Source organism: Candidatus Brocadia sp. (genome assembly GCA_021646415.1).
Classification (GTDB): Bacteria; Planctomycetota; Brocadiia; order Brocadiales; family Brocadiaceae; genus Brocadia.
Window position 1 is genome coordinate 1 of record SOEU01000008.1, and the last position, 21,564, is coordinate 21,564.

A 21,564-nucleotide genomic window follows, 5' to 3' on the forward strand; every position below is an offset into this window, starting at 1 on the left:
ATGTGATATCGATAGTCACTTATCATATTATTTCAGCTTGAAACAACTCGCTTTTGAAAAATAGTGCCTGCTAGGGTTTCTTTTTCAAACTTTTTTGTCAAAGAACAGTTTCATTTGGCACAGTCTGGATGTTTATCCGTGCCACCCTTCCTGTATAAAATTCCCCGAATTTATTTCGGCATCTTGCCTTGGATGTAAGAAGACCTCACATGGCGAAATTTATCATTGGTTTTTATATTACCCGTTCTAATTTCGCATATGCCAGCATGAGATGCTTTGTCCCACCGACATTAAAACTCACCTTGACGCTTGCCTTTTCATTGCTGCCGGAGACTTCCAGTATCCTTCCAATACCAAAAAGGGGGTGTCTGACCACTTCCCCGCTCGAAAACGAAAGAGAATTTCCTCCCGGTGTTGCGCTTGCCGGATTGGCGGTGTCTAAATCAAATTCAGATGGTGTGTCATGAAATGACGGGCTTTTATTGTAATACGTGTTATAAGAATACTCACGATTTGTTTTATCAATCGCATCTACGATTTCATACGGTATCTCATCTAAAAACCGGGATGGCTTGCATACGTTCATTTGCCCGTATCGCATCCTGCGCTTGGCATGGGTAAGGAAGAGCTCCTTCATTGCCCGTGTGATGCCCACGTAACAAAGCCTTCGCTCTTCTTCAATTTCTTCATCTACGTCGTTTGATTCGGAATGGGGCAACAACCCCTCCTCCATGCCGGTAAGAAAGACAACGGGGAATTCCAGTCCCTTTGCCGTGTGAAGTGTCATGAGGGTCACTGCTTCAGCGGTATCTTCCAGTTCATCCACGTCGGAAACAAGCGCTACCTCCTCTAAAAACCCCTGTAAATCACCCTCTCCATAAGTTATGTCGTATTCATGAGCGGCATTGACCAGTTCTTCCACGTTGGCGATACGGTCCTCCGATTCCTTTTCCCCGGATTCCCTGAGAAATGCAAAATAGTTTGTCCTTTCAATCACTCGTTTAATAATATCTTCTGCGGGTGATCTGGGCAGTTGCTGTAAACCGGAGATGAGTTCAGAAAATCTCTTTATTGCTAAGGCCGATTTACCCGTAATTTCTGGTATGGAGCCAACGTGTTGTATGGCATGAAAAAGACCTGTGCCTTGTGCAGCAGCCCAGTCTTTCAGCTTTTTCACGGTGGTATTTCCTATACCACGGGTAGGGGTATTGATGGTACGTTCCAGGGCCACCTCGTCATGTGGATTGATGCACAATCTCAGATAGGAAAGGATATCCTTTATTTCCTTCCTTTGATAAAATTCAACACCACCAATAATTGTGTAAGCGATCCCGGAGTTTCTCAAAGAGATTTCCAGTACTCGGGACTGGGCATTGGTACGGTAAAATACCGCAATCTCAGAATATTTCATACCTCTGTTTTTCAGTTCTCTTATTAATCTGGCAATTTCATCTGCTTCACCGTGCTCGTCTTCACAGTAAACTACCTTGATCTTTTCTCCCAGGGTGTTTTCTGTCCACAGGGTCTTCTGTCTTCGGTATTTGTTCTGCTGAATCACACTGGAGGCCGCATGGAGGATGTGTTTCGTAGAGCGGTAATTCTGTTCTAACAACACCACTTTAGCATCGGGATAGTCCTTCTCAAAATCCATAATATTCCGGATATCCGCCCCGCGCCAGCCATAGATGGACTGGTCAGGGTCTCCCGTTACACAGATGTTTCTGTATCTGTTTGCCAGGAGACGGGTAATGGTATACTGGGAATAATTGGTGTCCTGATATTCGTCAATGAGGATAAACCTGAATTGGTCCTGGTACATCTCCAGAATATCGGGATGGGTCTTAAACAGCTCGATGGTTTTTATCAGGAGGTCGTCAAAATCCAGTGCATTATTGGCTTTAAGAAGAGCCTGATATTTTTTATAAATCTGGGAGACGTTGAGGTTGTAAAAGCCTGAAGCAGTCGAGCTAAAGGTTTCGGGGTCAACGAGTTTGTTTTTGGCATTGCTAATGGAGCTGATAACACTGCGGGGTTTCCACCGCGTGGTATCCAGTTGAAGCTCGGCCATAATGGACTTCACCCGGTTCAGTTGATCGGTCGTGTCGTAGATGCTAAAGTCCCTTGAATATCCGAGCCGGTCGATGTTGCGTCTCAGGATGCGTGAACACATCTTATGGAATGTAGAGACCCAGAGTCCTTTATGTGATGAAAATTGCTTTACCCGTTCATACATCTCGTCAGCCGCCTTGTTGGTAAAGGTAATAGCAAGGATGTTGTGAGGCCTTACACCCTGCGACATCAGATAGCCGATGCGGCGTGTAATCACGCGTGTTTTCCCGCTCCCGGCTCCTGCCACCACCAAAAGAGGTCCTTCGATGTGGGTAATTGCCTCACGTTGCTTGTCGGTAACGTCTTGTAATAGTGACATAGTATTTTCCAAAGATAATTTTGATATTTTCAGCAAAAAGATGAATAAAATTAACCCTGTCAGGGTTTAAAACCCTGACAGGGTTGACTCACGAATTTCGTGCTTCGGATTTTGTCTTTTCCGACTTGTTTGGGTTAGGAATTATTATAGTTATTCATTCGAAAATGACATACTGTGTAAAAGCATATTCCTGTTGGTGACTTAGTGTGGTGTCAGGAGTTAACTCCTGACACCACAAAATCTGTGAAATTTAATAATCCAAAAATCTGTGCAATCTGAGAAATCTGTGGTTCTAAACGTTTTTTATTTCTTTGCAATCAGGCTCGCAACGGCTTTTTTGTTGTTTAAAACCAGTTCCCGGTAATAAATAACTTTAAGGTCCTTGAAGAGGTTTAAAAGTTCATTCGGTTTCAATAAGTAATCCTTATTTTTCGGGCCTTCGAATCCGCGTTCCCAATTTTCTATGGTATAGGTCTCGTAAATAATCATCCCTCCCGGTTTTAGCGCCTCTTTCATCTGAGGAATGAGGTCGCGTTGCAGATAATAAAAACACGCTATCACATCATAGGTAGCTTTGGGCAATTGGTAAGTCTCTAAATCAGAGACAAAGGCATGGATCGCGACATTGTGTTCCCTTGCCAGTTCTTTGGCTTTTTTAACAGCTATTTCTGAGATATCACAACCATCCACCGCAAACCCGTTTTTTGCCAGGAACACAGCATTCCTTCCCTCACCCATGGCAATATCCAGTGCCTTTCCCCGGGGCAGGATGTCAATATGCTCTTTTAAGAATTCAACCGGTTCTTTACCAAAGATATAAGTCTCCGTTTCGTATTTCTTATCCCAAAAAAGTTTGTCCTGGTTATTTGCAAACAACGACAATAAAGTGCTTCCGATAAGAACGTAAAAAACCATTATATACAAAAAAAAGATGGAAGAAGGAATAGATTTTTTAATAATAAATTTCATTTCACTAAGTCTTTAGATAAATGGCCTTTGCGCCAATATCTCTTCGATAATGCGCCCCCTCGAAAGATAATTTTTGAATTGCACCATAAACGGTCTTCTGCGCCTCTGGTATATTTTTTCCCAAAGCCGTGACCGCCAGCACCCGCCCGCCATTGGTTATAACCTTGCCATATTTCATGGAGGTCCCAGCATGAAAGACCTGGACATTATCCAGTCCTCTTACTGTTTCCAGTCCCGAAATGGGAAACCCCTTTTCATATTTATCGGGGTAGCCCTTAGAGGCCATAACTACGCATATGGAGGCGCCGTTATCCCATTCAATTTCAGTATCTTCTAAAGTATTCTTTCCCGTTGATAACAGGAGCGGGACCAAATCACTCTTCATTCTCATGAGAAGTACCTGAGTCTCGGGGTCACCAAATCGGGCATTAAATTCAAGCACTTTTGGGCCGGTGCTTGTGATTATTAATCCTGCATAAATGACACCGCTATAAGGTCGGTTTTCTCTCTTCATGGCATGAATGATGGGTACCAGGATATTTTCCTCTATGGAAAGCTGCATATCTTCTGTAATCGATGGTACGGGTGTGTATGCTCCCATACCGCCGGTGTTAGGCCCCTTGTCACCATCATAAATGGCCTTGTGGTCTTGCACAGATGGAAGGGGTAAAATGGTATTTCCATCGGTAATTGCAAGCATGGAGACCTCTTCTCCTGAAAGAAACTCTTCGATGACGACCTTGTCACCCGCGCATCCAAAGATTTTTTCCTTCATGATATCGTCTATGTGTTTGCTGGCCTCTTCCAATGTCTTACAGATAAAAACACCTTTTCCCTTGGCCAAACCATCGGCTTTAACAACCAAAGGGAATTCGCATGCCGACAGATGTTTTTTTGCCTGCTTTAAATCTTCAAAGACCTTAAAATCGGCAGTAGGGATGCCGTGTTTTCTCATAAGGGTTTTTGCAAAGACCTTGCTTCCCTCGAGAATCGATGCTCTTTTATTGGGTCCAAATATATTCAGATGTCCATCCCTGAATCTGTCGACGATGCCGGCCATTAAAGCATCTTCTGGACCAACAATGGTCAGCTCTATTTTTTGTTTGACGGCGAAGTTGTAAAGACCATCAATATTTTCTGCCTCTATATCAATGCATTCAGCAACTTCTGCAATTCCCGGATTTCCCGGTGCGCAGAAAATTCGTTTTACCAGTGGCGATTGTGCAATTTTCCATGCAAGTGCGTGTTCTCGTCCTCCGCTTCCAATAATCAATATTTTCATTTGGTTTTCTACCTTAATTGTTTATCAAATAACAATGAGTCCCGAAGGGACGAAAGAGTATAGCCAGGGGTAAAGCCCTGGGGAAGAAATCATTGTGTTTTTATCTGGGCCGTCGCAACTATTGTATCAAAATAGGTGTGTAAAAAGGAAAGTTTTTTTATTCTTGACAGTTCGGCATGGACTGATATACTGATGAAAATACTACTTAGTGATGAATGGAATATCTGGTGAAGTAAATATTTGCACAATAACGCGGGGTAGAGCAGTCTGGTAGCTCGTCGGGCTCATAACCCGGAGGCCGTGGGTTCGAATCCCACCCCCGCTACCAATAAAATTAAGGGTTTGCGGTTACGCCGTACTCTTTTTTCATGTAGGTGTGATAATTAGATTATTGTACGAATTTTTTACCTATTCCTGCTTCTGGAAAACAACGCTGTATTTCTTTCCAAACCATCTTTTCTTCAGGGTATAAACGGTAACAGAGTTACGGCCTTTCTTCTTGGATTCAAATAAAGCTTTGTCTGCAAAGGTAATAAGATCATCTTTCGTAAAAGTATCTACAGCGGGCTTTATTTCTGCTACACCGAAACTTGCCGTAACATGATATTTTTTGTTATTGTTGATAAAGATGTGCATAGCAATTGATTCACGTAATTTTTCCGCCACGGACTGAGCTTCTTGCCCGGTCGTTTCAACAAGAACAATTGCGAATTCTTCGCCGCCATAACGAGCGATTATATCATAGTCCCGTAGTGATTTTTTCATTAATTTGCACAATTCTGTTAAAATAAAATCACCGGTTTGATGTCCATATTTATCATTAAAACTTTTGAAATAATCGACATCTGCCAGTATGATGCTGAGATTTGAGTTTTTGCGGGCTGCCAGGTTAATTTCCTTTTCAAGAAGGTTTTGGAAATAGGCGTGATTGTATACTTTTGTTAAGCTATCCAGGTGTGCAAGTCTTTCAAGGATTTTGTTTTTTTCCTGAAGCTCTTTGGTGAGTTTTTGCAATTGTACTTTGGCGGCAACGAGTTCTCTGTTCATTTGATCATATGTCATATTTATAATACTCAGGGCCGCATTGGCTTCCAGCAGGATTTCCTCAATTGATTTGTGATCTTTGGTATGAAAGCCAAATAAACTGGTAGCCTCTGTTATTTCTGAGACAACGTGTTCTAGTATCTTCCCGATGGTCTTATCAGTGAAGCCAAGCATTGTCTTGGATTCGTTCACAAATTTTTGGTGGTACATCTGGGGTTTATTCGAGTAGAGAATGTTGACAATCATTCCTGACAAATAGACAATATCAATGGCGAGCTTAAGCTTTTTATCGTTCCCTTTATAGTCTTTTGGACAATGGTGGTATTGAACAGGAGTAAACAATACAGGGGGGAACCCCCAATTTTTAGAGACCTCGTATCCAATGAATGTATGGTTTGCTCCGATCAATTGCTCTTCCAGTTCAGTGATGCCTTTTTTACTGTTGGATATCTCTGATAAGACCTGATTATATTGTTGCGGAAACGAAAGTGCCAGAATTAATATTCCGATATTTTGTAACAGTCCGGCAATGAAAATTTCTTCCCAATCGAATTTGGTAATCTCTGACATAATAAGTTTCGCAGCGACAGCACCAGACAGGGATTGTTCCCAAAATTGCTCATAGTTAAAAATATCTTTTTTCTCCCCTGATGTTATTGAAAAAAAAGAAAAGGAAAGAACAAGACTTCGAATTGCATTTATTCCAATTCTCGATACAGCCTGTTGTATCGTGCTTATCTTACAAGGAAAATTATAAAAAGCCGAATTAGCTATTTTGAGTACTTTTGCTGATAGTGAGGCATCCATGGAGATAAGTTCTGCAATATCTCTCATGCCAGTTTCTTCTTTCGAAGAGACTGAAATAAGTTTACACGCTACTGTTGGTAAGGTAGGCAAAGAAGGTGATTTCAAAACAATCTTTAAGACGTCATTCTTTGTCATAGTCCGATTCTTTGTAAAGCTAGAAAAATGGCAAATGGCACAACTGTAAGACCATGCATTTCTTTACAAAACAAGAAAGTTCTATGGTAATTAGTAATATTTCACATCCTTTTGTAAATAGTATTATCGGTTAAAAAAGGCGATATTTTATAAAAATTTTATTTGAATTCATGTATTTTCCTTTTTTACAATTAATGTAATACCGACGATATTTCCGTGCTCATCGAATATCTTTGTCATCCTGGCATTTGCAGGAAGGGGGTGTTGAGTATTTGAAGGCAATATCTGAAAATCTGTGGTTTTTTCTTGAATATTCCTGAGGGTATCCATGGATATGGACAATTTCATACGTGATAGATGAGCCAGGAGATCCATATCTTCGGTGTCGGCCTGGATATGTAAAAGTTCTTGTGCTGTCTGATTCATGTTCTTTATTTTCCATTGTCCATCGGTAACAACTACACCTTCCGCCAGACCAGATAAGATCGTGTCCAATACCGGCGTTTCATCCTTTTTTTTGGTTGGCTGTCTCATGCGGAGCAGCGATTTTACCCTGGCAAGGAGTTCTGTTTTATTAAAGGGTTTACTGATGAAGTCATCGGCGCCTGCTTCAATTCCCTTGATACGATCGTCCATTTCATGCAAGGCGGTAATCATTACGATAGGTATGTTTTTTGTTGTCCCATCAGCACGCAACTTCCGGCACACCTCGTATCCAGTTAACCTCGGCATCATAATATCCAGTAATATTAAGTCGGGATTTTCCGTTTTTGCTTTTTCTAATGCTTCTTCACCGTCATATGCCTCAATTACATCATACTCGGACGCTGTCAGAATCACTCTGAGCAGTTTTACATTTTGTTTGATATCATCAGCCACTAATATTTTTGCCTTGTCCATATCCTATTTTTTAATATATTTTTCTATGATGAGCGGCAGCTCCTGTGTGTTGATAGGTTTACTAACATAAGCATTACAGCCCGTATCTAAGATTTTTTGTTCGTCTCCTTTCATGGCATAAGCGGTTACGGCGATAATGGGGATGTCTTTTGTAATTGCGTCTGCCTTGATTTGTTTCACCAGGGTAAGGCCGTCTATTCCAGGAAGTTGGATATCCATAAGAATAATATCCGGTTTTTGATTCTTTAAAATGGCTAATGCTTCTTCACCGGTGATTGCCTCGATCACATTGTATCCCTTTGCCTTAAGTACTACACGCATGAGTTTTCGGTTTTTTTCATTGTCTTCTACAACCATTACATTTTTGCCAGACATATAATTTCCCTTATCGAATGACGGATTATTCAATATTTAACCACAGAGACACTGGTATGCACAGAAAAAAAATACTAATTTCGGGTTTAGAACTTATTATGAACTCTCTGCCTCTGTGGTTTCTTTTTTACCACGGAACTGTTCTATCTTCTTAATAGCCGCAAGAAGATCTTCCTTCGTGTGGCTACTCTTTTGAACGATAGCTAAAATATTGCCGTTTAATACTTTTTTCTCCTCAGGGGTAATATCTTTTGCAGAACAAATAATGATGGGAATCCCCTTTGCTGCTGGATGAACCCTGAGCCTTTCAATTACATCAAAACCGCTTACCTCCGGCATCATAAGGTCGAGTATTATGAGATCCGGATTACTGTTAACAGCGAGATTGATTCCTGCTTTACCGCTGTATGCCTTCAGTGCCTCAAAGCCTGCATTTTCAAGTATAGTGCTCATATACTTAACGGCCTTTTCATCATCATCCACGACCAATATTTTCATAGGTTTACCCTCAATCCTTTCAATAGGAATGCAGGCATTCACTGTAGTAATGAGTTTTTCCCTATCGATGGGTTTAATTAAATATTCTACTGCGCCCAGGCTGAAACCGAGTTCTTTATTATCTACAATCGACACGATAACTACCGGTATATCAGCGACGTCTTGAGAATTTTTCAGCTCAGAAAGGACGTCCCATCCATCTTTTTTTGGCAACATAATGTCCAGGGTAATCAAAAAAGGGTGGAATTCCTTTGACTTCTTAATAGCATCTTCTCCGTCAACAGCTACGATAACATTATAGCCGGCATTTGTTAAGTACAGGGTAAGAAGGTCAGCAGCCATACGGTCATCTTCAACAACCAAAACGGTTTTTGCCTCCTTTTCCCCGGTGGGTATTACATGGCGAGGCTTGGCCTCGCTCTCTTTAGGGGGTATTGTTCTGACCGGGGCATTTACAGGTAATGCAAAATAAAATATACTCCCTTTTCCGTATTCGCTTTCAAACCAGATTTTCCCCCCATGCATTTCGACAATCCTTTTTGTCAGGGCAAGCCCTAATCCCGTTCCTTCATACTTTCGGGCAAACGAGCTATCTGCCTGCCAGAACTCTTTAAACACCTTCTCCTGATCTTCTGATTTCATTCCAATTCCCGTGTCAGATACTGATACCTGCAGCATATCATCCACAAGGCCAGCCTCTAAGGTAATTTTACCATTCTCCGAAGTAAATTTTATGGCATTCGAGAGCAGGTTATACAAGATTTGTTTGAATTTGACCCGGTCCGCTTCGATGTTTTTTACATCCGTCAATATTTCTGTCTTTAATTCCAGATGTTTTTTACTGGCGAGTCCTTTTAGTATGGTATACACATCCGCAATGGCCTCTGGCACATGAAAGACTTCGTACTGTAACTCCATTTTGCCTGCTTCGATCTTAGATAAGTCTAATATGTCGTTGATCATTTGGAGGAGGTGGCGGCCACTACTGTGGATATCATTAACAAAGTCCATCTGTTCTTCATTTAAGTCGCCGGCAATCTTATCCCTGAGTACCTCTGCAAAGCCAATTATTGCGTTGAGTGGTGTACGCAGTTCGTGTGACATGTTGGCCAGAAACTCCGATTTCATTTTATTCGCTCGTTCTAAGGCCAAAACGGCCTGTTGCAAATGAGCGGTCTTTTCGGCAATTCGTTGCTCCAGCGTAACATATGTAGATTGCAATTTGGTAGACATATCATTAAATGCCCTACCCAGTTGTCCCACCTCATCCTTAGACGATATATCTACTTTTGTTGTAAGGTCACCTGTTTTCGTGATGGTAGCCACAGCAGCCGTTAACCTTTCTATCGGCTTCATAAATTTTCCTGTTGTCAGAAAGATAATAGCCACGAGCAGCAAGATACTAACAGAACTGGCAGTAATGAAGAAAACAACGTTCGCTGCAAACCGTTGTTCAGCGATTTCTTTTGGAATAATGACACTTATTGCCCCTCGCAATTCTCCTACTTTATAATCGTAACCTGCAGCGTAATTTTTTCGAATAAATTCCGGGGCTTTTTCTTCTGGTCCGTGGCAAAGGAGACAATCCTCTTTTACGTATAAGGCATACAGATAACGTTCCACCCTTTTCCCATCTATAACATCATCATTCCAATACTCAGTAAGGTTATGATCTTCTTCCATTTTCCTGAGTACCCTTTCCTCAAAGGGATCAGGTTTATTGAATAAATTCCGATACCTCATGCTGGTTTGCTTTATAATGTAGCCTGTCTTTTCGGCATATTTCATCCCGATGCCATGGCCAGAAACGGCAGGAATAAAAAGTTTTGTCTGTTCGTTGATTTCTATTTTGGATGTTTGCAGGGCAGAGGCAAGATAATTTCGGGTGGTTTCTAATTCCATGGCAATTAACTTGGCCTTTTCCCGGACCTCTTTGATAAATTCGTGGCGTGTTCGTTTATAAATTGAAAAGGCAATTACGCCGTTCAAAGTAACCAGCAACACGGCCAATAGTATTACGAGTTTGTGTCTAATCTTCATTTAATTGAATTTGCAATATCTTCAACTTTTAATTCGACCGTAATTTCGATGCTCATTTTCTTCTCCATATGATAATAATCATTTTATACATATTTTAACAATCTTAATCCCCTGCGTCCAATTCTTTACTTACACGTATTTAATATCATAGTTGTGAGCTACGTCGAAGGGATGAAATGCAGTCACGCATCTGTGTAATAAGATATTCATGCTTAAACAGTGAAACCCTACCCGGCAGCGGCATAATACGGCGATGGCACAATCGGATATGCCCGATAGACATGGTAAAAATGCTATGTCTCAGAATAAATGATTCTTAAACAACGTATAAGTCTCAAAATAGTTGAGTTTTGTAAGATTTCTTGAACCATAAAAAACTCAGGGCAGAAGGATCGATTGTTGTTGGTAGACATCATCCTCCTGCCCCTTTCCCCCCGTAAAGGAGGTATTGCGTGGTTATTGTAGAAAAAATCCGTGCGCATGAAAAGGATATTTTGACAAAACAGACACCTTGTCTCTGTCCAAACGGTAAAAGTACCCATCGCGTTTTTACTCTCCATGAGCGAAGACATCGATTGTTTCACGTTATTATTGACTCCCTTGTTCATACGATAGAGTCTTTCCCGGGGCAGTGGAAATGCTCCGTGTGCAAGATGACGTTTACTTTCTATCCGGAGTATGCACTCCCCTACAAGCGGTACGTAAAAGACCATTGTTTCTCCTTCAGTCAAGCTTATCTCGAAGATGATACAGAAACCTACCGGAGCGTCTCCTCTGCCATCGGATATACCACCCGCACACCTGTCTGCGTGCAGCCACGCACAGGCAGGCAGGAAATAGATGATCGCATGCTTGCAGGGCCAACCGTTTGGAGGTGGCTGAGCTTCTTCGGCTCACTCAAAAATACCCTCCGCAACGCCTTTGACCTCATCAGACAAACGTCAAGAGACTTCCGGGTCTTTCGCCAAATATCTCCCATCCATCCCAGAAAGTATCAAAGCAATGAACGAAAAACCCTCCTCCAGCATGCCCTTCGATTGCTTCACGCAGAGTCGGCATATCGCAACCTTTTTGGCTTTTCATTTTTCCCCGACCTGGCAACAAAAAACTCCTGGTCTTCAGTTACAATCACCTCCACATTCAACAAAGCATGTCCTCATGCAAATGGGGAGAGGTGAAAGATGAAATCAAAAGACAAAAAATGGGCTTTATTCTGGTGTAAACTTCTCCATCCGGTCATCTTCGGTGAGATTGAAAAGAGGCAGACCAATCAGTATCTGAAAAACCCTCTCTCAGCAGGAGGCCCTCTTTCCCAACGGAAAGCAGAAAAGACCCAGCATCTCTACCCTCAGGCGAAAACTCGACCAGTATCTCAAAGGCGGGTTTCGGTCTCCTGCACGAAAGACTCGATCTGACCGTGGCACACCAAGAAGTCTTTCAAGGGAAATTATCGACAAGGCCATCGAACTCAAAAAAGTACAACCCCTCCGCAGTGACGATTGCCTCAACAGATTCCTGCAGAGTACTACGGGAAAACCATACCCAAATCTACCCTCTATCGTCATCTCAGACTTGCAGGGGCAACACGCCTTAAGCTCGGCATCTCTCACCAAAAGGTGCGCATACGCTGGACTCGTGACCATACCCACGACCTCTGGATCGGAGACTTCCAGGAAGGACCCTACGTCCTCCTTGATGGTGAAGCCATTCCCACCAGCCTCTGCCTCTTTATCGACTGTTACAGCCGTTACGTAGTCGAAGGCCGGTACTATCTCAAACAAACCCTCCATATCCTTATCGATTCCCTCCTCAGGGCATGGGCTACTTACGGCTCTCCCAAAGAACTCTGCCTTGACAATGCAAAAGTCTACCACTCGGATGCCTTACGCTCTGCCTGTTATGCCATTGGCATGAAACTCATCCACAGAACCCCAGGCGACCCAGCCCCAGGCGGTCTGGTCGAACGATTCTTCGGCACCAGCCAAACCCAGTTCGAATCAGAAGTCCGCTCCGCTGATATCCTCACCCTTGAGAGTCTCAGCCAGGCATTCTCCGCTTACCTTGCCGTCGTCTATCACACAAGAACCCACTCTGAAACCAATCAATCCCTTCCAGTTTTTCCCGGACGTGGGTGGATTCCTTAAAGTTGAGAGTGCTTTACGTGAATATTTAGGGCTTGTTTGGGCAAAGCTGAGGGGGGCAGATATAAAAGATAAACTTTTGACAATATGTACAATCGTTTTCACTGGTCGTCTTTACTGATACAAAAACTTAAGGAAGTAAAAGACACCTTTTACTTTGACCACCACCAGGCCAGACATATTGGAATCCCGTTCGACTGAGCTCACGACGAAGTCTGCCTTATCAGATAGACACTTGTTTTACTGGATAAAACAAAATACCTGTCTTAATGAAACCCTTGAAACTACTCTTACTATCTTTAATAAACTCAAACTTGCTATTAATTCCTTGTTTGAATTCGCCTCAACTCATACTTTATCAAAGAACGATTCTTTTGCCCATGAATGCTTCAAAATCAAATCGAAACACACAAAGAAAAATTTGGTCGCTTAATTTAACTAAGTACTGTTAATATTTCCTTTTCCATGAATCTGCAGAAATAGTAACCTAATCAGACCGTTTTAACACAAAGCGGTATCTTAAAAGTTTAAAGATAACTATGGGACCGGCTGTAAATATCATACTAATAAATAAATTTTCTAATCTCGTAACTCTGCCGCTAATTCCTGCAGTAATGCCTTCCAATAAAAAAGGAGGTAATAGAATACCACTGCATAATATTAGTACCTGTATAACAAAATGTCTTTTTATTTTAATTGTGAAAGCCAGTAAAATACCAAAAGGGATAAACATAAGTGCGTAGTAAAAAATCTTAACGGACTTCATGCCAAACTCGTGTGAAGGGAATAAATAACTTATAAGATTTGATACAGGATTAAATTCAAAAATGTGAGAATTATGCACATCATCCACATATATCGTAAGAATCGACCCATCGTAAGTGATAACCAACTTGTGAGGCTTTGTGGTCGAAAAGACATTGTGGACTATTGATTCAGGGTTGGTTCCATTTCTTCCGGTAAGAGGCGTACGGAGTCGAAAGACTAAGTCACTGCCCTGTTGTGCCAAGGTAAAATTGCGACATGAGGGATCCGCTGAAAGCGAAACGATTCGAGCAGGGCCACTCTGCGTCGTGTCGGCTGTGGTCACCGTTACGATTAAAGTAAATTGAGAATGCTTCATTATCCTTTCTGTCAAATATTCCGCTGGGGCTGCTGTTGTCAACCAATGATCAGCCCCAAGGAATACCTCTCCGCTATGTTGAACATCCAGCGGTTCCCCACACCAGACTAAATCAGGGAGATGCCCCATTTTATCGCGATAGCATCCTCTATCTGTCAATTGATACAAGGCTACAAGAGAATCTCTGATTGGATCAAATAAACCTTTTCCGGAAAAGGCGTATGCCGCCTCTGTCTCTGGAATCGCTTGATCGGCAATATATATTTCAGAAATGTAACCACGCCATGGTCGGTTCCCAGTCCTCTCGTTACCAAAAATAAGATGGAATGTCTTATCCCAATTGACAAGACTCGTGGACAGTGACAAGAAGACAGAAATGAGAATTGCTAAAGCTGAGTAACCTAAAAATGCGTGTAGTAAATTTATTTCCACAAAGTCCAATGTAAAGCGCGTGACCTTACCTTTACTCTTCAATAGATAAAAGCAAAAAAACCCGAATAATGCACCTATACTGTTTGAAAAAACATCGGCTAAAGAGGAAAACCTAGATTGCAGGAAACCTTGCAGAAATTCAATGAAGTATGATAATCCGAAGCTAATCAAAATGGTTATCGCAAGAGACGCAACCGCATCCAGACATAGCCTCTGGTGTAAGTAACCAGCAAGACCAAAGCCTAAAGGGAAAAACAACAAAATGTTGCAGATAACATCAAAAAAGCCTAGATTTCGCAGTTCCAAAATAATGAGGAAATAATGAATTAAGCCGGTGTCCTTTTCTTTAAAGGAGAAATTGTAAGGATAGAGGGTTATAACCAAAATAAGTACAAGGTTGAAGAAAATTATCTTTATGCTGGCTCTCGCCCATTTTTCGAACAGGCCTTCGCGAAATAGTTTGGTTATCATGTTAATTTCAGGAGGGGCTTATCTTCCCATTACAATTTGAATTTAAGTAAACTTTGCAAAATAAACTTGGCGTAATTTTTAACAAAGTACGATATAAAAGGATGGCAATTTGGTATATTTTGAAAAAAACTTATTTTTTAGCAAGTATTTGCATTCTGCTGTAAGGCGAACTTAAGTCCGCCCTATTTTCAACCCGTTTCACAGGGAGAGAAAGAGAGGGTTAATTTGGTTGCGGTGGAGCTTCTCTCAGTTGCTATTGCGTACAATTAATGAAGATGTGCGGCTTAGAAATTTAGATGTATTTATTTTTACGGTCCTTAAGACAAAATGAATATTTTGTCGAACTCTGACTTTCCGTAAAAAAACAGGTGAGAGTCAATCTTGTCTTGGCAATTAAAATTGGTCCAATAATTCCTTCTTCTTTTCGTTATAATCATCTTCTGAAATCAGCCCTTCAGATTTCAGGTCTTTTATCTCTTGCAACTGTTCCTTTATACTCATATCGCCCATGGCTTCCCTGAGCATTTTTGCCTTTTTGTAATCATAATCCTCTTCAGAAATAATCCCATCGTTGACCATCTCACGCAGAACGATTAGCTTGCTTTTTATTTTGCTTTCAGTGCGGATTGCTCTTGCAGGCGTGGTTGATTCAAGCTCACTCGTTTCTCCGGCAGTCCCCATCTTTTCTTCCAATTTCCTTAGGCGGGCATCCAGTTCAGAGGTACCAACTTTGATCTTTTCATCAACCGTCCCTATCCTTTGCGCTACCGGTTGTTGGTACATTTCGTTGGACAAGTCTATAACAAGCCAGTTTTCATGACTTGGTTCTAACCTTTGTCCTGCTGACGGAATCAACTTCCAAAAGCGGCTGTGACTTATCCGCGAAGGATTCTCTTTTGCCGTTGTATATCTTTTTTTCTCTGACATAGCATCATTATATGACTGAAACATATGAATGCGGCTGAAGGCAATGTTAAGATTACGCTCTGAAATGAATACGGCACAATAATTCTGCTGGTCGGTCAAAAGCATGCGCTCAGAATAGGACGAAACAGTAACAACCTGCGTCGGCGTTGCAACGGAAAGCGCCTGTATAATCAGGGGAACTAATTTCCTTATTTCATCGTCCTGAAAGACCCTCAAGGTTCCTTTCTTTTTCAACAGGCCCTTCTCTTCAAAATAGATATAAGACAATGCATTGGTAATAACATTCCCAGCCAGTTCATAGGGATGATTAAATTGAATACGACGGCCATTCTTTTTAACGGGTAATTCCTCGTGTTTTACCACAATCCTATCGTCTGTATAAGTATCTGCACAGGCATCAAAAAATCTACAAAAGAATATCATGCAGACAATGCCCAGAAACAAAAGTGTGTGCTTCAATCTTTGATTTCTCACGAAATTCATCCTATGATTTCTACAGCCTCAGAAAGATAGCATACTTCGCTCAGTTCTATTCCCGGGTCCTTAGCAATCCCCTTTGTATTATCCTTAGGAACAACTGCCCTTTTAAAACCCAATCTCTGTGCCTCTTTTAATCGGATCTCAATTTGGTTTACACTCCGCACCTCTCCTCCCAACCCTACCTCTCCAACAAATACGATATCGGAAGGAATTACTTTTTCTTTAAAGCTCGACGCAATTGTCATGGCGATACCAAGATCAGCTGCGGGCTCATCCACCTGAACTCCTCCCACGATATTCACAAAGACGTCCTGTCCCCCGAGCTTTAGTCCTATCCGTTTTTCAAGAATGGCAAGGATCATTGAAACCCGATTATAGTCTACTCCGCTGACTTTTCGTTCAGGCATACCAAAGTTCGCCCTGGTTACAAGCGCCTGTATCTCGACTAGTAAGGCACGAGTCCCTTCCATGCAGGAAATAATAGCGGAACCGGCTGTGATCCTTCGACCTTGTGAAATAAATATCTCAGATGGATTATCCACCGGTCTCAATCCATTCTTTCTCATCTCAAATATTCCAATCTCATCGGTAGAACCGAACCTGTTTTTTACCACTCGCAAGATGCGATAACACTGAAATTTTTCTCCCTCAAAATACAAAACCGTATCCGCCATATGTTCCAATACTTTAGGACCGGCAATAATGCCCTGTTTGGTGACATGCCCTACCAGGAAAATGGCAGAACCCGTAGATTTAGCCACGGAAATGAGATCATTGGCACATTGACGTACTTGAGCAACCGTACCGGGTGCGGATTCTATTTGTGGCTTGTAAATCATTTGAATCGAATCGATTACAACAAGGGTTGGACGGATATTGTGGATGTTTTCCAGTATGAAATCCAGATTTGTTTCCGCAACGACAAATAAACTATCCGACAAAATGGACAACCTCTCTGCGCGAAGTTTTGTCTGAGCAACCGATTCTTCCCCCGTCACATAAAGGGTGGTATACCCTTTTTTGCTAATATACTGACATACCTGTAAAAGGAGCGTGGATTTACCTATTCCCGGTGTCCCTCCGATCAATACAGCCGAACCAGCAATCAATCCACCGCCAAGAATCCTGTCAAATTCTTCCATCCCTGTTTCAATACTAGGACATTCCAGCAGTTTTACCTGTGTTATTGGTTGTGGCAATTCACGACTGATGGTAAATGATTTATGACCCGAACCAGCGGGCGTGATCAGCTCTTCTATCGTCGAATCCCATTCCCCGCAACCTCCACAGCGTCCTACCCATTTCAGACTTTTCCAGCCGCAATGTTGGCAAACATACACCACGCTTGTTTTTGTCATACCTACACTAGCTAATCTGTATACTACAACGGATTTCATGAAAATAAAAAAAGGGAAGAGTTTTACTCTCCCCTTTTGTTCGTCTTTTTGTCACATTTCATCCTATAGGCTACTTTCGGCATTTGCCAGTGCAGGTTCCGGGGTTTCAATTACTTCGTCAAAGACCAGTTTACCATCCTGTACCCTCGCCTTCACAAGTTTCTTCCCCTCGAATCTGCCCTGTAAGATTTCTTCTGAAAGGGGATCCTCTAAATAACTTTCTATCGCCCTTCGAAGTGGACGTGCCCCAAAATTTTGATTGTACCCTTTTTCTATCAAAAAGTCTAAAACCTCGTCGGTCAGCGTAATGCTGATGTTGAAGTTATACAGCCTCTTTTTAACACCGATTAATTCTATTTCAATGATCTTTTTCAAATCTTCCTTATCCAATGGCTTGAAGACAATTATATTATCCACCCTGTTTAAAAACTCCGGACGGAAGTGTTTTTCGACTTCTTTCTTTAATTGCTCTTTCATCATTTCGTAAGTATGTGCATCCGTTACTTTTTTGAAACCTAAAGATGCCTGGTTCTTGATAACATCTGCTCCAATGTTTGAAGTCATAATAATAACCACATTACGAAAATCCACGTGACGTCCGAAGCTATCCGTTAATTTCCCATCCTCCATAATTTGCAGTAACATGTTAAATACATCCGGATGAGCCTTTTCAATTTCGTCAAGCAGTACAACGGCATACGGGCGACGTCGGATTTTTTCTGTAAGCTGCCCGCCCTCTTCATAGCCTACATAACCGGGAGGAGCGCCAATCAATCTGGAAATGTTATGTTTTTCCATATACTCAGACATGTCAATCTGAACAAGGGCTTCCTCTTCACCAAACAGGAATTTCGCCAGTGACCTGGCAAGGTGCGTCTTCCCAACGCCGGATGGCCCTACAAATATAAAAGAAGCCACAGGACGATTTGGATTCTTCAACCCTGCACGGGAACGGCGTATCGCTTTAGCAACCGCTTTTGTAGCCTCTTCCTGGCTAATCACCATCTTGTGAAGTTCTTCTTCCATGCGCAGCAATCTTTTGGCCTCGGCAGATTCGATACGTGTCATGGGAATTCCTGTCATTTTGGAAACGACTTCGGCAACTATTTCGCTATTCACGACACCTTCAACCTCAGCGCGGGTCTCCCGCCATTCTTTCTCAATGGTTTCCTTTTTCTTTTTCAGCTTATCAGCCTTGTCTCTTAACCGGGCCGCCCTTTCAAAATCCTGTATTGCCACAGACTCGTCTTTATCTTTTTCCAGCTTATTGATCTCTTCCTCTATATGTCTTAAATCTGGTGGCTGGGTGGTTGCCTTAAGCCGTACCCTTGCACATGCTTCATCAAGCACATCAATTGCTTTATCAGGGAGATATCTTCCCGTAATGTAACGAATGGATAGTTCGGTTGCGGCTTCTAAAGCATCGTCCGTAATTTGAACTTTGTGATGCGCTTCATAACGGTCACGAAGTCCTTTTAATATTTCAATCGTTTCCGGTTTTGAGGGAGGCTCGACAATAATCGTCTGAAACCTTCTTTCTAAGGCACCGTCTTTTTCAATATATTTTCTATATTCATCCAGGGTAGTAGCGCCAACGCACTGGATTTCCCCCCGCGACAATGCAGGTTTTAATACATTGGAAGCATCGATAGCACCCTCTGCACCGCCTGCCCCCACCAGGGTATGTAACTCATCAATAAACAGAATAATATTCTTCGCCCTTTTTACTTCGGACATTACGGCCTTTATACGCTCTTCAAACTGACCTCTGTATTTCGTGCCGGCCACCATCATTGCAAGATCCAAGGCCACAATCCGGCGATCCCGTAATAGTTCAGGGATATTCCCCTGCACCACAGCCTGCGCAAGACCTTCAACAATAGCCGTCTTCCCAACCCCTGCCTCGCCTAACAACACGGGGTTATTCTTGGTTCTACGGCACAAGACTTGAATTACACGCTCAATCACATCTTGTCGTCCGATAACCGGGTCGAGTTCATGTTCGCGGGCCTGCTGTGTAAGGTCGCGGCCAAAAGAATCCAATGCCGGAGTTTTTGATTTCCCCTTCTTTTCCTCTTTTTCCTGATTCACACCGCCCTGCACCGCTTCCGAACCCAAAAGCCCAATAACTTCCTCCCGAACATCTTCGAGTTTTACTCCCAGATTTAACAATACTTGCGCAGCAACACCTTCCTGTTCCCTGAGCAAACCCAATAACAAATGCTCTGTTCCTATATAATTATGCCCTAACGCCCGCGCTTCCTCCATCGCATATTCCAGCACCTTCTTTACGCGCGGGGTGAAAGGTAACTGCCCCACAGAAACAAGATCCGACCCACTTTGGACAATTTTTTCTATCTCCAGACGTATCTTTTTTAGTTCAATATCCAGGTTTTGTAAAACATTGGCAGCAACCCCGCTACCTTCTTTCACAAGCCCTAACAAGATATGCTCTGTACCAATATATTCGTGATTAAATCGCCTGGCCTCTTCTCGTGCAAGCGCCATAACCTTTCGAGCACGGTCAGTAAATCGATCAAACATAATACACCTATCCTTTCAAACTTTCTGCTTTTCCCAGGCGTTTTCTTACATACGTTGCTCGAATAATATTCCTTTGAAGAGAAGTAAGTTCTCGCCCTTCTAACTTTTGTAAGTGCCCCGGTAATGTGAAAATGAAAAGCTCATTTAAAGTTTTCATTTCAATATCATTAATTATTCCTAAATTAACCCCCATACGGACCTGAGATAGTAGATGCATAATCTCCTCAGAAGTAATCATCCGCGCCACCTTCAGCATACCATAAGAACGCCACACACGATCTTCTAATTGTTCACGGCTCTCAGAAATCAATGCCTTCCGTGCCATCCGCTCATAACTGGTAATTCTGGGAATTACACTTTCTATAATTTCAATAATTTCTGACTCAGACTTTCCGAGGGTGAATTGATTTGATATCTGATACAGGTCTCCGGAGACCTGCGTCCCTTCACCATATAATCCCCTTACCACCAAACCCAGCTTCATTACCGCATTAAAAACCTTTTCAATATGGTGCGTCATCCCCAATGCTGGCAGATGCAACATAACTGATGCCCTCATTCCCGTACCAACATTGGTAGGACAGGCAGTCAAATAACCAAAACGTGAAGAATATGCATAATTTAACTTTTTCTCTAACTTATTATCGACCTCGTTAATTGTTTTCCATGCCTCTTTTAGTTCAAACCCGGAACGAATTACCTGAATCCTTAAATGATCTTCTTCATTGACCATCAGGCTGATGGTCTCGGACTTCCCAAAGGCCACACCTCTTTCACCTTCTCCCCCTGCATGTTCTCGGCTGATGAGATGTCGTTCTACAAGAAAAAGTCTGTCTACGGGATTGATTTCTGCAAGGTTTATGTAACGAAGATCCGAAGTAATCTCTGCTTCTCTGATTTTATCTCTGACAATCTCTTCCAGTTCCTTTTTTTGCTTTACATTAGCCCTTGAAAGAAAAGGGAATCTCGCCACATTCCTAGCCAAACGAATCCTGCTGCTGATAACAATGTCCGACTCAGGTCCTGTACCTCTCAGCCATTCCCCTGTATTATCAGCCAGATCACTGATCTTCACTGGTGTCGCCTGAAAGTTCATAAATCCTATCCCTTAACTCTGCTGCCTTTTCGTAATCCTCTTTTTCGACTGCCTTGTTCAGCTCATTTCGCAATTGCATGAGTTCATTTTTCTTAATTAATTCTTTCCCAGCCCTCGAAGGCACCTTTCCCACATGCTGGACACTGCCATGCATCTTTTCTAATAATGGAATTAATCCTTTTCTAAAAATCGTATAATCCATCGGACAACCTAGCCGACCGTGGGAGCGAAATTCCAGATAAGTTAATCCACATACAGGACAAACAATCTTAGACATCTCACTAATTTCTGGCGCTACCTGATTGATGAGGCTTGTTAATATCTCAGTAGGTGAGGGTATTTTTGTGAGCTGTGTATTGATACTCTGTGCACATTCTTCGCAGAGATGCCGTTCTTTTTTCACCGCGCCGACAATCTCTGTTAAATGGACTGTCGCATGCTTTTTATTACAAGATTCACATTTCATTTATTCAGT

The 21,564-nt window shown here is 42.2% G+C and carries 16 protein-coding genes and 1 tRNA gene; 4 read left to right on the forward strand and 13 right to left on the reverse strand.

Translation table 11 applies throughout. From position 1 onward, the window contains the following. Positions 1–232: 232 nt before the first annotated feature. The 3 genes from E3K36_07980 to purD form a co-directional block, all read right to left on the reverse strand. Positions 233–2,428, reverse strand: coding sequence for an ATP-dependent DNA helicase PcrA (locus E3K36_07980; protein MCF6155178.1), 2,196 nt, complete (start codon positions 2,426–2,428; stop codon positions 233–235). A 303-nt stretch (positions 2,429–2,731) separates the two neighbouring features. Beyond that, entirely contained in the window at positions 2,732–3,343 is a 612-nt protein-coding gene (locus E3K36_07985; GenBank protein MCF6155179.1) for a class I SAM-dependent methyltransferase, read from the reverse strand. Between the two features lie 58 nt (positions 3,344–3,401). Further along, complete coding sequence (gene purD / locus E3K36_07990) at positions 3,402–4,679, reverse strand: phosphoribosylamine--glycine ligase (GenBank protein ID MCF6155180.1); 1,278 nt, start codon at positions 4,677–4,679, stop codon at positions 3,402–3,404. Between the two features lie 251 nt (positions 4,680–4,930). On the opposite strand from purD, the gene E3K36_07995 reads away from it, so the two are divergent. Further along, positions 4,931–5,007 (forward strand) — tRNA-Met (locus E3K36_07995). 80 nt (positions 5,008–5,087) lie between these two features. On the opposite strand, the gene E3K36_08000 is transcribed toward E3K36_07995, so the two are convergent. The 4 genes from E3K36_08000 to E3K36_08015 form a co-directional block, all read right to left on the reverse strand. Next, positions 5,088–6,665 (reverse strand): HDOD domain-containing protein, encoded by a 1,578-nt coding sequence (locus tag E3K36_08000; GenBank protein ID MCF6155181.1) that lies wholly within the window; start codon positions 6,663–6,665, stop codon positions 5,088–5,090. A 168-nt stretch (positions 6,666–6,833) separates the two neighbouring features. After that, complete coding sequence (locus E3K36_08005) at positions 6,834–7,565, reverse strand: response regulator (GenBank protein MCF6155182.1); 732 nt, start codon at positions 7,563–7,565, stop codon at positions 6,834–6,836. A gap of 3 nt (positions 7,566–7,568) precedes the next feature. Further along, positions 7,569–7,940 (reverse strand): response regulator, encoded by a 372-nt coding sequence (locus tag E3K36_08010; protein MCF6155183.1) that lies wholly within the window; start codon positions 7,938–7,940, stop codon positions 7,569–7,571. Positions 7,941–8,036: 96 nt separating this feature from the next. Then, the gene (locus tag E3K36_08015) at positions 8,037–10,478 is read right to left on the reverse strand and encodes a response regulator (GenBank protein ID MCF6155184.1); all 2,442 of its coding nucleotides are present in this window, start codon (positions 10,476–10,478) and stop codon (positions 8,037–8,039) included. Between the two features lie 452 nt (positions 10,479–10,930). Between E3K36_08015 and E3K36_08020 the strand changes: the two genes are divergently transcribed. The 3 genes from E3K36_08020 to E3K36_08030 all read left to right on the forward strand — a co-directional run bounded on the left by E3K36_08020 (position 10,931) and on the right by E3K36_08030 (position 12,622). Continuing rightward, entirely contained in the window at positions 10,931–11,656 is a 726-nt protein-coding gene (locus E3K36_08020) for a hypothetical protein (protein ID MCF6155185.1), read from the forward strand. Positions 11,657–11,659: 3 nt separating this feature from the next. Continuing rightward, on the forward strand, positions 11,660–11,893 hold the full coding sequence (locus tag E3K36_08025) for a hypothetical protein (GenBank protein MCF6155186.1): 234 nt from the start codon (positions 11,660–11,662) through the stop codon (positions 11,891–11,893). Positions 11,894–11,977: 84 nt separating this feature from the next. Beyond that, positions 11,978–12,622 carry a transposase gene (locus E3K36_08030; GenBank protein MCF6155187.1) on the forward strand — a complete coding sequence of 215 codons (645 nt, stop codon included), beginning with the start codon at positions 11,978–11,980 and terminating at the stop codon, positions 12,620–12,622. Between the two features lie 484 nt (positions 12,623–13,106). Here E3K36_08030 and E3K36_08035 read toward each other — a convergent pair whose 3' ends face one another. The 6 genes from E3K36_08035 to E3K36_08060 form a co-directional block, all read right to left on the reverse strand. Then, complete coding sequence (locus E3K36_08035) at positions 13,107–14,645, reverse strand: VanZ family protein (protein ID MCF6155188.1); 1,539 nt, start codon at positions 14,643–14,645, stop codon at positions 13,107–13,109. 393 nt (positions 14,646–15,038) lie between these two features. Next, the gene (locus E3K36_08040; protein MCF6155189.1) at positions 15,039–16,055 is read right to left on the reverse strand and encodes an SHOCT domain-containing protein; all 1,017 of its coding nucleotides are present in this window, start codon (positions 16,053–16,055) and stop codon (positions 15,039–15,041) included. Then, complete coding sequence (radA, locus tag E3K36_08045; protein ID MCF6155190.1) at positions 16,052–17,410, reverse strand: DNA repair protein RadA; 1,359 nt, start codon at positions 17,408–17,410, stop codon at positions 16,052–16,054. The genes E3K36_08040 and radA overlap by 4 nt, the downstream gene beginning before the upstream one ends. Positions 17,411–17,512: 102 nt before the next feature. Then, positions 17,513–19,993 carry an ATP-dependent Clp protease ATP-binding subunit gene (locus tag E3K36_08050; GenBank protein MCF6155191.1) on the reverse strand — a complete coding sequence of 827 codons (2,481 nt, stop codon included), beginning with the start codon at positions 19,991–19,993 and terminating at the stop codon, positions 17,513–17,515. A gap of 7 nt (positions 19,994–20,000) precedes the next feature. After that, on the reverse strand, positions 20,001–21,068 hold the full coding sequence (locus E3K36_08055; protein MCF6155192.1) for a protein arginine kinase: 1,068 nt from the start codon (positions 21,066–21,068) through the stop codon (positions 20,001–20,003). Beyond that, on the reverse strand, positions 21,055–21,555 hold the full coding sequence (locus E3K36_08060; protein MCF6155193.1) for a DNA helicase UvrBC: 501 nt from the start codon (positions 21,553–21,555) through the stop codon (positions 21,055–21,057). The genes E3K36_08055 and E3K36_08060 overlap by 14 nt, the downstream gene beginning before the upstream one ends. Positions 21,556–21,564 lie beyond the last annotated feature (9 nt).

Bases quoted from the DNA above. Each gene is read 5' to 3' on its own strand.
- E3K36_08000 (MCF6155181.1), bottom strand. From the start codon at position 6,665: ATGACAAAGAATGACGTCTTAAAGATTGTTTTGAAATCACCTTCTTTG.
- E3K36_08025 (MCF6155186.1), top strand. From the start codon at position 11,660: ATGAAATCAAAAGACAAAAAATGGGCTTTATTCTGGTGTAAACTTCTC.
- E3K36_08050 (MCF6155191.1), bottom strand. From the start codon at position 19,993: ATGTTTGATCGATTTACTGACCGTGCTCGAAAGGTTATGGCGCTTGCA.
- E3K36_08010 (MCF6155183.1), bottom strand. From the start codon at position 7,940: ATGTCTGGCAAAAATGTAATGGTTGTAGAAGACAATGAAAAAAACCGA.
- E3K36_08035 (MCF6155188.1), bottom strand. From the start codon at position 14,645: ATGATAACCAAACTATTTCGCGAAGGCCTGTTCGAAAAATGGGCGAGA.
- purD (MCF6155180.1), bottom strand. From the start codon at position 4,679: ATGAAAATATTGATTATTGGAAGCGGAGGACGAGAACACGCACTTGCA.
- E3K36_08040 (MCF6155189.1), bottom strand. From the start codon at position 16,055: ATGAATTTCGTGAGAAATCAAAGATTGAAGCACACACTTTTGTTTCTG.
- E3K36_08060 (MCF6155193.1), bottom strand. From the start codon at position 21,555: ATGAAATGTGAATCTTGTAATAAAAAGCATGCGACAGTCCATTTAACA.
- E3K36_07985 (MCF6155179.1), bottom strand. From the start codon at position 3,343: ATGGTTTTTTACGTTCTTATCGGAAGCACTTTATTGTCGTTGTTTGCA.
- E3K36_08015 (MCF6155184.1), bottom strand. From the start codon at position 10,478: ATGAAGATTAGACACAAACTCGTAATACTATTGGCCGTGTTGCTGGTT.
- E3K36_07980 (MCF6155178.1), bottom strand. From the start codon at position 2,428: ATGTCACTATTACAAGACGTTACCGACAAGCAACGTGAGGCAATTACC.
- radA (MCF6155190.1), bottom strand. From the start codon at position 17,410: ATGACAAAAACAAGCGTGGTGTATGTTTGCCAACATTGCGGCTGGAAA.
- E3K36_08005 (MCF6155182.1), bottom strand. From the start codon at position 7,565: ATGGACAAGGCAAAAATATTAGTGGCTGATGATATCAAACAAAATGTA.